Origin of the sequence: Scandinavium sp. (genome assembly GCF_036271055.1) — a bacterium.
In the GTDB taxonomy this organism is placed as follows: Bacteria; Pseudomonadota; Gammaproteobacteria; order Enterobacterales; family Enterobacteriaceae; genus Scandinavium.
The window spans coordinates 80,933-92,504 of record NZ_DATBBJ010000043.1; the positions used below are offsets into that span (position 1 = coordinate 80,933).

Annotated in this window: 8 protein-coding genes and 1 tRNA gene; 3 read left to right on the forward strand and 6 right to left on the reverse strand. The window is 45.8% G+C overall.

The genetic code is table 11. The features are described 5' to 3' along the window. Window positions 1-35 precede the first annotated feature (35 nt). Window positions 36-953 (reverse strand): nitrogen assimilation transcriptional regulator NAC, encoded by a 918-nt coding sequence (gene nac, locus VH187_RS06615; RefSeq protein WP_329700686.1) that lies wholly within the window; start codon window positions 951-953, stop codon window positions 36-38. A 331-nt stretch (window positions 954-1,284) separates the two neighbouring features. On the opposite strand from nac, the gene VH187_RS06620 reads away from it, so the two are divergent. The 3 genes from VH187_RS06620 (at window position 1,285) to VH187_RS06630 (ending at window position 4,796) form a co-directional block, all read left to right on the forward strand. Beyond that, window positions 1,285-1,360: transfer RNA gene (locus VH187_RS06620), tRNA-Asn, on the forward strand. A gap of 161 nt (window positions 1,361-1,521) precedes the next feature. Further along, the gene (locus VH187_RS06625) at window positions 1,522-2,793 is read left to right on the forward strand and encodes a tyrosine-type recombinase/integrase (protein ID WP_329700687.1); all 1,272 of its coding nucleotides are present in this window, start codon (window positions 1,522-1,524) and stop codon (window positions 2,791-2,793) included. Window positions 2,794-3,533: 740 nt separating this feature from the next. After that, on the forward strand, window positions 3,534-4,796 hold the full coding sequence (locus VH187_RS06630; protein ID WP_329700688.1) for a tyrosine-type recombinase/integrase: 1,263 nt from the start codon (window positions 3,534-3,536) through the stop codon (window positions 4,794-4,796). A gap of 404 nt (window positions 4,797-5,200) precedes the next feature. Here VH187_RS06630 and VH187_RS06635 read toward each other — a convergent pair whose 3' ends face one another. From VH187_RS06635 to VH187_RS06655, 5 genes are all read right to left on the reverse strand, one after another. Continuing rightward, window positions 5,201-6,241, reverse strand: a complete 1,041-nt coding sequence (locus VH187_RS06635; protein ID WP_329700689.1) for an IS481 family transposase — start codon at window positions 6,239-6,241, stop codon at window positions 5,201-5,203. Window positions 6,242-6,410: 169 nt separating this feature from the next. After that, window positions 6,411-6,875 (reverse strand): ubiquitination-like system serine protease family protein, encoded by a 465-nt coding sequence (locus tag VH187_RS06640; RefSeq protein ID WP_329700690.1) that lies wholly within the window; start codon window positions 6,873-6,875, stop codon window positions 6,411-6,413. Next, complete coding sequence (locus VH187_RS06645) at window positions 6,869-8,053, reverse strand: ThiF family adenylyltransferase (RefSeq protein ID WP_329700691.1); 1,185 nt, start codon at window positions 8,051-8,053, stop codon at window positions 6,869-6,871. The genes VH187_RS06640 and VH187_RS06645 overlap by 7 nt, the downstream gene beginning before the upstream one ends. Further along, a complete protein-coding gene (locus tag VH187_RS06650; RefSeq protein WP_329700692.1) occupies window positions 8,028-8,783 on the reverse strand; it encodes a multiubiquitin domain-containing protein in 756 nt (251 codons plus the stop codon). Before VH187_RS06650 ends, VH187_RS06645 begins: the two co-directional genes overlap by 26 nt. 87 nt (window positions 8,784-8,870) lie before the next feature. Continuing rightward, window positions 8,871-11,462 carry an ATP-dependent DNA helicase gene (locus VH187_RS06655; RefSeq protein ID WP_329700693.1) on the reverse strand — a complete coding sequence of 864 codons (2,592 nt, stop codon included), beginning with the start codon at window positions 11,460-11,462 and terminating at the stop codon, window positions 8,871-8,873. Window positions 11,463-11,572 lie beyond the last annotated feature (110 nt).

The window sequence follows — 11,572 nt, forward strand, 5'->3', positions numbered from 1 at the left end:
AAAAACCAGCAACTTATTCCTTTCGGATATAACGACTAGCTGACCATCAGTAGTTCGCGATTTTCGAGGGACGGACGACTGACCAGCGACATCAGGATCTCTTTCACCGCCTGAGCCTGTGGCGAAAGCGAACCACGCGCCGACATATTCAACGACAGCGGTAAACTCATCGACGGTGTAGTGATCCGCGCCATCCATCCATTCGCCGTGGCACAGAGCGCGCGAGCGGCTGATTCAGGTAACACCGTTACCCCCATTCCGCTCGCAATCGCAGCAGTTAACGTAGAGAGCGATTCAATTTCGCCGATGATTTTCGCGGTCAGACGACGCAAAGAGAAAGCCTCATCGACGCGGGCCCGCACGGCGCTATAGTCACGCGGCAGGAAAAGATTCATTTCTGCGACCGCAAGCAAGTCGACACTTTGTCCTGGGCAATCGCGCGTGCCAACCAGCCATAAATCTTCTTTCAGCAGTTGCTGGCTGGTGATCCCTGCCACGGGCGAACGCTCATACATCACCGCCATATCCAGTTGTCCGTTGAGCAAGCGATCGTTCAGCACGGTGCCGCTATTTTCATGCAGATACACCATCACTTCCGGTAATTCATTCCGTACGGCCTGCAACAAAGGCATGGTGATAGATGACGCGGCAGTGCCTGGCGCAAGGCCAATTGACACTTGCCCGCTCAGCGTCTGCCCCATGTTACAGACTGCCATTTGCGCCTGCTCACACTGGCGCAAAATGGTTCGCGCATGGGTGTAGAGAATTTTACCGGCTTCGGTTGGCGTTACTCCCCGCTTGGTGCGAATAAGGAGTTGCTGATCCATCTCCCCTTCAAGCGTGGCGACCTGCTGGCTTAACGCGGGCTGAGCGATATGCAACACCTCAGCGGCCTGAGTCAGGCTACCGATATCGACGATTTTTACGAAGTACTTCAGTCGTCTTAAGTTCATTTTGCCTCCGGTTCGGGATGCCAGGATTCAATCCGGCGATTCAGTTGTCGGAGGAGTTGCAATATGCTTGCCAATTTTTGACCAGGTGGACAAGTTAGCCCTGACAGGCCGCAGAATAAGAGATACTAATAATTTCCCGGCTTTTAGTAACCGGTCAGCAGATTGTGTAATGCCCCATCAGGAGTCGATACGCACCAAACCAGTGCGCGCTGTGCTATTTTTCAGCAATTAACCCTATTTTGCTGAAATTGTCAGCAGTCGAACGAACCTGGCATAGCGAGCCTTTGACATGCCGCTCAGGCATCGCTATTATTCGCCCCGTTCACACGATTCCTCTGTAGTTCAGTCGGTAGAACGGCGGACTGTTAATCCGTATGTCACTGGTTCGAGTCCAGTCAGAGGAGCCAAATTTCGATTCTTATGCTTCCCTATGAGTCTTTATTTGTTTTTGATTCAATAGGTTAGCGTGAAAATCTTTCCCGATGCGTATCTGTTTTTCTCTCCGCATCCGGCGAAATTGGTGGTCAGATCTGGGGTCAGATTGGTTCGATATCGGAGTGACCCCCAGATGTCCCTTAATGATTCAAAAATCCGCAACTTAAAATCCACATCTAAACGCATAAAACTGTCTGATTCGCACGGTCTGTATCTGCTCGTCAATCCGGGTGGTTCGCGTATCTGGTATCTCAAATATCGTTTTAATGGCAAGGAATCCCGTATCAGTCTGGGCGCGTATCCGTTGATCTCGCTCGCCGAAGCCCGTCAACAACGCGACGGTATTCGTAAACTTTTGGCGCAGAATATCAATCCCGCACAACAACGCATGACTGAGAAAGCCGCGGCTTCACCGGAAAAATGCTTTGAAGTTGTCGCACTGAACTGGCACAAAACCAACAAAAAATGGTCGACTGACTATGCAGAGCGCATCCTCGCCAGTATGAAAAATCATATCTTTCCGGCAATCGGTCATCTGCCCGTCACTCTGCTGAAAACGCAGCATTTCACGGCGCTGCTGAGAGTTGTCGAGGATAAAGGTTTTCTGGAAGTCGCATCCCGCACCCGACAGCAGATCTGCAACATTATGCGCTACGCCGTGCAGCAGGGACTGACGGAAAACAATCCAGCCCTGCATCTGGAAGGTGTCACCGCACCGCCGATTAAAAATCACTATCCTGCCCTGCCGCTGGAGCAATTGCCCGAATTATTTGAGCGCATCGGTGATTACCAGCAGGGGCGACAGTTAACAAGGTTGGCTGTGGTGCTGACACTCCATCTGTTTATTCGCTCCAGTGAACTGCGCTTCGCCCGCTGGAGCGAGATAGATTATAGACACAAAATCTGGACCATCCCCGCCACCCGCGAGGCGATAGATAAAGTTCGTTTTTCAAGTCGTGGCGCAAAAATGCGCACTCCGCATATTGTGCCATTATCCCGGCAGGCTATTGCCATTCTGAAGCAAATACAGGAAATCTCCGGCCATCTGGAGCTGGTCTTCCCCGGCGACCACAACCCGTATAAACCAATGAGTGAAAACACTATCAACCGGGCGCTGCGTCTGATGGGTTACGATACCAAAACTGATGTCTGCGGGCACGGCTTCCGGGCAATGGCCTGTAGCGCATTAGTGGAATCTGAACTCTGGTCGCGGGATGCAGTGGAGCGGCAAATGAGTCATCAGGAACGTAACAGCGTGCGGGCGGCATATATACATAAAGCAGAACATCTGGATGCCCGCAAGGCCATGATGCAATGGTGGTCTGATTATCTGGATATGAGTCGTGAAAAATATATTGCCCCCTGGATTTATGCTCGAGAAAATAATACAGCCCGGAATAATTAAAGTGTCGTTTGCAGATAAATAAAACTGATATAAAGACAGAACATTAATATTTTTCTGTCTTTATATTCCCACCTTCCTTAAAAAAATCGGTTCCTTATCAAACACACAGCCCCCTACCATATATTTAATACAACTAATGGAATCCATATTACACAAAATAAAGCCACATTCCTGCGCAGCTACTCATCAACCAGCGCTCATCCAAATCACAAATAAATATATAAATCAATGAGATAAAATAAATCCTGCGCCATTGGTTCGATTCCGAGTCCGGGCACGTATCGTCCCTATATGTCTTTATATGTATTCATGCGTTTCTATGTGAATTAAAAAACCAAAATTTTCATATACCTTACCTCTCTAAAAACATCAATACATAAAATAAATAATTGAAAAACCGCATCTCTAGATATTAAATAAAATATAAAGTTCGATACCCTATCCCGGCACCACACTTACTATCCCCACCGATAAAAACTCATATAAAAGCCATCATACTCAAAAACTTCAGGATGTTTAATCACCGCCCCTAATTCCTATTAAAATCATAAAAACATATAACATAATTCATTTCCCCTTGAGTGCTGTGAAAAATTCATTAGCTGTTTAATGATTACAAATCAGCATCAAATAATCAAAATTGATAACATATCTATATAAATTCATTTCACAGTCCATAATTTAAAGATGGAGTGTATGGTCAAAGGTTCTCAGATTATGTTCGACAAAGAGACACTAAAATGCCTTTAAATGACCATATAATTCAAAATGCAATCTCCCAGGAGAAGCCTTACAGACTTGCCGACTCTCAGGGCCTTTATCTCGTTATATCAAATAGTGGTTCTCGTTTATGGTACTTCCGCTTTCGTTTCAATGGAAAACAAAACCGCATTGCTTTTGGTCCTTATCCTCAAATCACAGTCGCAGAAGCCCGCAGAAAGCGTGATACCGCAAGGAGGTTGCTGGCATCAGGCATATCGCCATCCGAGCATCGAAAGTCTGAAAAAGCGGCCTCCGGCAAAACCCGCACATTTCAGCATATTGCCCTTGCATGGCACTCCAGTTGCCTGAATCGCTGGTCGGAGGAACATGCCAATAAAATTCTGGTCTGCCTCCAGCGATATGTTTTCCCTTATGTTGGTGAGAAAAATATCGCGAAGATTGAAACCTTCCATCTGGCTGAACTCATCAAGGCAATCGACAACAAGGGTGTACATGATGTCGCTGGTCGTGTGCGTCAGTATTTAACTAAAATAATGCGTTACGCCGTGCAACAAGGACTCATACACTACAATCCGGCATTTGATTTAGAAGACATTATCACTCCGGTTGTGGTTCGACATTATCCCGCCCTCCCCCTCAGGCGTCTGCCTGAATTACTGACAGCAATTAGTGAATATAAAGGCCATGAACTTACCCGCCTCGCACTTGAGTTGAGTCTCCACGTTTTCTTGCGCGCAAGCGAGTTACGACTTGCCCGATGGGATGAATTTAATATGAAAATACATATATGGGCGATTCCCGCAAAACGCAAAGCCATAGACGGAATAAGATTTTCAAATCGTGGTTCAAAAATGAAAGAGGAACATCTGGTTCCCCTGTCCGACCAGGCGATGAAGATACTGGAACGCATAAAAAAGATCAGTGGGGAATCGGAGTTTGTTTTCCACAGCATCAGAAATTTAAATAAACCCATGAGCGAGAACACTATTAACAAGGCACTACGGGTTATCGGATATAGCACAAAAAATGATGTCTGTGCTCATGGATTCCGGACAATGGCCTGTAGCACCCTTAACGAGTCAGGGAAATGGTCAAAAGATGCAATAGAACGGCAAATGAGCCATAAAGACCGTAATACTGTCAGAGCAGCATACCTTCATAAAGCAGAATACCTGGAAGAACGTTTCGAAATGATGCAGTGGTGGTCAGATTATCTGAGCACAAGCCGTGAGGAATACATCGCACCCTATATTTTTGCCAGATGGCCGGATATCGTCTGAAAAATCATCATAGTTAAAACATACAGGCATCTCAAGGCAGAAATGCAAGTCCCTGGACACTAGTTGCTAAAGAGATGCCTAGTTCCAATCTCATGGGTGGTTAAATGAACAAGGTTGGAACTACCGGCCATACTGGAATCGGCGCACCTTAGGGCTCCCCCGCCCAGCCCACCATAATTTTGATGTAGCTAAGCGCGCGACATAAAAAAGACGCAGATGCGTCACCAGTATGGTTATATTTCGGGGTTCCAATCCCGGCACCTGATTTTGCAGGTGCCGGATACTGCGATTGGAGTTAAGCAGCAAGTGGGTTTGAATGGAGGGAAATTAACAAAATATAATAAGCTGTATTAGCTCAGACCTGATCTGACAGTTACCGGTTATTTATACAGGTATCTGTCAGATTACATCTGGCTTAAATTTTTCTCAGCCCAGATGCGCTTTCCATCAAGTAATGTTTCCATTGGCGTCCGCCCACAGCACATTTTACCCTGATGAGTTCGCTCATTATTATAGTGAGCCAGCCATTCATCAAGATCTGATTGTAATGTGTCGAGTTCGCCATACAGTTTTTTACGGAATATGACCTGATAAAACTCATTCAATATCGTTCTGTGGAACCGCTCGCAGATGCCATTCGTCTGCGGTGACATTGCCTTCGTTTTCGTGTGGTCGATATCATTTATCGCCAGATAAAGCTGGTAATCATGCTGCTCCACTTTGCCACAGTACTCTGTGCCCCTGTCTGTCAGTATCCTTAGCACTGGCAGGCCCTGAGACGCGTAAAATGGCAGCACACGATCATTTATCAGGTCAGCCGCAGTAATCCGCGTTTTGGTGACATACAGCTTGCAGTGAGCAACCTTCGAGTACGTATCAACGAACGTCTGCTGATAAATACGTCCGACGCCTTTCAGATTGCCCACGTAGAACATGTCCTGAGAGCCCAGATAACCCGGATGAGCGGTTTCAATTTCACCGCTGCCCTCGTCATCACTGGCTTTACGTTCCAGTGCTGCGATTTGAGCATCGGTCAGTTCGATACCATCACGGGCGACTTTTTCTTCCAGTGCTTTCAGGCGTTTTTTGAAGTTCTCAGGGTTGTGGCGCAGCCAGACAGAACGGACGCCACTTCCTGAGATAAAAATGCCCTGTTTACGCAGTTCATTACTGCTCCGATGCTGACCATGAGCAGGGAAAGCAACGGCATAATCAACAACAGCCTGCTCAGTGGCATCATCAGTACGGTTCTTGAGATTAGGGGCGCGACGACTACGGTTTATCAGTGCATCCACTCCGCCTTCATCGGCCAGTTCACGATAACGGTAAAATGTATCGAGTGAGACGCCCATAATTTTGCAGGCTTTCGACACATTGCTGAGTTCTTCAGCCAGATTGAGCAAACCTGTTTTGTGTTTGATGGTGTGATTGGTAGTATGAAGCATGAGAGTTACCTCGTGTTTTGTATAAGGATTCGACACCCATATCAAAACCGGTAACCCTCAACCTTTCAAGGTTATGTGTCAGATCAAGTCGCGACTAATACAAATAAGCTTAGGGGAAATCGCAGATCCCCCCCTTTAACCAGCTTATTGGTACGACTATCGTTACAAATTAGTTTTTGCGTATCAGATTACGCAACCATCCCAACAAATTCCCCATAACTCCGAGATCTCTGGATAACTGCCTTGAGGTATCTTTCATCTCTTCCTCCAAGTTAGGAGGTTTAGCTGATGGATTATAGTAATGCGCTTTAGCTAATTTATCTCTTTTTCTTTCTGCCGTAATCTGGGCATCATTCCAGCTACCAACCTCAATGATAATATCCTGTTTAATAATGTAGTGCGAACGACAGGCGGAATACCAGTTACCAATGGATGGCGTCAACGATACAGACTCACCATCGTAAATCATCTTCCAGTCAGTTGGTGAAAATGGCGTAACAACCTGTTCCCCACAACCACAACAGCAGCAATGTACTGCTGTTGCGTACTCCATTGATATATATATCACGCCAACATCGAGTTCACGAGGAATGCTACGAATAAATCGATGTTCCAGTTTCTTTATTTTCAGCATTTCAAATCCTCATTCAGCAACATATTACCATCAGTGGTATAGGTGCAATGATGCTCGTTTTCCAAATCGCGGTAAAACCCTTTCAATTTCTTCCATTTTATGACAGCCAGAGCTGCGTTAAGCGCATTTAAATCAGCAACCTGTATATTTGAAGCATAAATATCTTTCTCCCCTCCGCCTGCAAAAGAGATACGTCCAGAATGTACGTGCTCGCGTTTGTCCGTAGTACTAGTAGTTACTCTAAGAATGCCACCAAGACTACCGTTCACCAATTCAAGGCCCATCCCAACATCAATGAAGGAAATACCAAGCGACTCCAGCTTTTGAATTATCGCTTTTTTTTCTTCACCGGCATCCATACAAATAAATGCAAACGTAGTACCGTTTATCAGGCTAAGGTTAGAATCGTTCAATCTGATGGGATGTACAATAATATTGCGATGCATTCTTTCGTAAATACCCTTGAAATAGTCCACTTTCAACGGTGCATTGCGGAGCTCATCCAATAGTGGAGCTCCAGGAGCACGAAATGCATTATGTTGAAGAAACTCATCAGCATCAAATAAGCGAATTTCGCGCACCGGCGTTTTAGATACTAAATCAATAATGTAACTACCCGTTCCGCCAGTACCAATAATAGAAACAATCTCACCTTCTAATTTCTCAGATAGCTTTCCAATTCCCGCACGATCGGACGCGGTATCAATATAATTAAAAACACTGTCCATTTCAGTTTCGTCAGGAGTCCGAAATATTTTAGGGCTAATCCCCGGTTGTAATACTGCTGCCGGGCCTGACAGGATGGTTGCATAAGTTGACATCTTAGCAAAATAGTCTGGATACCCTTGCGGCCCTGGCTTACTTGAAAAACCATGCTCGGCAGTAAGGCCATGACCAAAATCAAAGTGTTGGGATACATGACGGATTTCATTTAAAGGAACTCCATTTGCTTTGCACGGATATTCCCCATCCCAGTGTATTACGTGATTTTCAGGTTTGCGGGTGTGATCACCCGCCAGATCCAGAGATGTCACGAGGGTCCCTTTGCGTACACATTTTTGTGCATTGACATAGGGGACTTCCCGCATCACCAGGAAAGCACCAATAACCTGAACATGATAGCCAGCTTCGCGAAGCTGGCGTAAATCACTATTAAGACTGAACAGTTTTTGTGACATTGAAAATCGTCCCCTGATGTTTAACTTCGACGACACCACCCTCAGCCAGCTCACCAGCATGCGGTCTGGATTCTGCATGGCGATAAGTCATGGAATAGATAACGTTTGACTCGACGGGAGCGCCGGGAAATGCCAGTTGCACAACCTGCTCGAACGTTACCCACTTACCGGACACCGATTCCTCGCGAGAATTAACGATAATGGTGTACCCCTGCTCCGGCCGTTTAGCAGTGATAAAATGCTCAATGCCCGGTTCAGTAAGATCCAATAAATCATCAGGTTCAATAATACGGTCTGTCCCTCCCCGAACCTCCAGAAAAACGGCCTGCTCAGGCCCAATGCCGGACAATACATACAAAACATGGCCTTCAATAGCAGGCATACCCCATACAAGCTGGCGATCATCAAGCGTCAGCTTGAAGTCCCGATCGGTACGGAAAGCAATAAACCGTTCAGCACCCCATCCCCGTAAATCAAAGGTTTCATCAAGTCGGATATCTTCAAAATCACCAGACTGCAATATCGCACAAAGAGTAATTTCATCACGGTCATCAAGACCTGCTGCAGACAAAATCTGCCGCCCGGTAGGCACCGGATCAGAAACGAAAGCTGGCTGAAAATCTACACTTTCAATGGCTACGCTGATGCGATATTCACGTGCAGCCCTTAACGGACGGTTCTCACGAACGGCATCGCCAACATCATCAAAATCATTTTGAACAGAATTCATATCACTACCTTTTAAAGTTTTTGCCTGAAGGAGTTTTCTGGCTACATTCCTTTAATCGGGTGATCAGAACGCCGTCGGTAAATTTTTTTAGAATTTTTTCTTGAGGGGGCCTGCGGGGACGCCACCGCAGATAAAAAACGCAGGACATCCGGGGCAGCTAAACGTAGAGTCAGATATTTTAAAATCGCCACTACATATGCGAGTGAGAATCTCTCGCAATTTATTTTCGCATTTGTTTAGTGTTTGCGGCTTAAGATTGAGAGGATAAACCGTATTATCGGCTAAGTAGACCAACTCAACTGATGAACCTGGAAAAACGCTCTTTGTGGCAAGTGAAAACGCTTCATGTCTGATACCTTTCGGGCCTGCCCCGGGGGCATGCCCTGTAAATATGCAACGTAACGTACGCAAATCATCTCGTATCAGCATTTCATCAGCACGAACCGTTACCTTTGCACCGGTAAAGCTCAACACGAACTCATCCAACATTTCAACAGATGCCCCCTGTCTGGACTGGGTAAAGAAGGTGAGCATCTTTTCGGCAATATTGCGATAGTCGTCTACGTAACCATGTTCATGCAATCCCTGCTTTACAAAAGCAGTTTCCAGAATAGGTTGCCAGTCAAGCGCGTGTCCGTTACCCAGTCTGGTTATGGTCTGAAGCACATCGCGTACCGCTTCATGCATCTGCATAAATGCCGTTTCTTGTCGACGGCCACCGATGCACAGAAGATGTGTATAAAGAAAACGTCTGGGACAGTTATTATATAAATCCAAAGCATTAGCACTGAAATTCACGTCTCCCTGAAATTCAACAGGTAGAGGCGTATTTTCTGGCGCTATAGGCAGCTTTAATATGGGAGTTGTAACATTGTGCGAAACAGGCCCCATTCTGTCCAAAAAGTCGGAAAGTCGACGCAAGGATTTATTCTGACCTTTAGTCGTTGCACCGTAAAAAAACAGTCGATCCTGTGCACGAGACATTGCCACATAAAAAAGACATTCTTGTTCATTCTCATGGGATTCTTTGGCTATATCTTCAGACGAACCGTACCCACCAACAACCATCCCCTCAGGCGGAGGGCATTTCACTCCTCTGTATGAACCAGGGATCGTATCCTTATTCACTCCACTTAAATGAACAACGGGGAACTCAAGACCTTTTGCACCATGAATCGTCATTAATTTGACTGCATCAATATTTTGAGTTGCCGCTGGAAGCTGTCTGAGGTCGCGATCGTCGTTGAGCTTGAGTAAACGACGTATCCGCGTCATCATTTTCATTATCGGAACGCCACTTCCCCTGAACTGTTGCCGGGCAAAATTCATAAACTGCCAGATAGCAATACCGCGAGCCTGTCCATTAACCACTTCCGACGTTGCAATTTGAGCCACTACGTTCGTACGATCTAACAAGACCGTAGTAAGCACGAACCATGGATGAGAAGCACTACTAAAGCCATGTAGTACATTCTTTATTTTCTCAAACGAGGACAATCCCTCCGGCGATAAGGACAGCGACGATATGTCCCAGTTTCCGGGCTCATTATCTGTTATACGGAAGTGTTCCAGCACCTGAGTAACATCTTCCATCGGCATCTGAAATTCCGGCCAACATGCAATACGAATTAAACCCATTGCTCGTTTATCAGTCAGAAGAGAAACTAGCGCCACAAGATCCTTAACTTCCTGACGTTCAAAAAGGCTGCCCAGAAATAATACCGGAATACCTAATCGTTCCAGATCCTGCCCTAACGCAGAGAGTTTTTCATTTCCACGACAAAAAACCGCCTGATCACGATAACTAAATCCAATTTCTCGCATTCGTATAATAGACTCAGCTAAAGCGGAACTTACCAAATCTCCGCTTCCTACTGTTTGTATTTCAGGCAGTGATCCCGATGCGGGGCGATTTGCCGCAAGATGGCTCTTGAGCCCCCCCGTTTTCATTTCTGACGCAAACGCAGAAAATGCTGTAACAATCTCTGAAACAGAACGGTAATTAATCTCAAGTGATTGCGATTCTCCGCCAGGAAAATCATCCACACAAAAACGCGATATATTAAATGATGATGCTCCACGAAAACGGTAAATTGATTGCTTGGCATCACCAACTACCCAAAGATTTTCACCATCAGGTTTGAGAGCCTTTAATAACCGAATGCTGCTTCTGTTAACGTCTTGATATTCATCAACCATTACATGTTGATAATTATGCTGCAATTGCTGGCGCAATTCCTCATTTGTTTCAAGCAATTGTACCGGACGCATAACCAAATCACCAAAATCCAGACATCCCCTCTGTTTCTTTATCTTCTCGTAGGTGTCATAAACTACAGCAACTTCCAGCGCTCGCTCGGCAGCCTCACGTTCTTCAGCATTACTGGCATTATTGAGCATTTCCTGGGCAAGGGTGCGGTATTGCAATGCGTCTGTAACTTCATCTTTTGCCCGAGAGATAGCATTCAAAATATCAACAATATTTTGAGAAGGGTCATATAAATTACGATAATGTACGAGATTAAGACGTAAAAACTCTTCTTCCAGAAGCTCTACGGCTTCTGACCGATCCATTAAGCGGGGCTCCGCAGGTAAATCGCATAGATCATGGAAACGTCGGAGCAAATCAAGACCAAAGCCATGAAAAGGACCCTGTAAATAATTCTGTGTAACTGCCACCGTATTAAAGGTGATCGCTCAGGCGGTCACCGAACTCGATAATAAAACGGCTCATCGCCAGCCGCCAGTTCTGGATCGGCATACTCCATTTTTTTGAAGCATCCCTGATC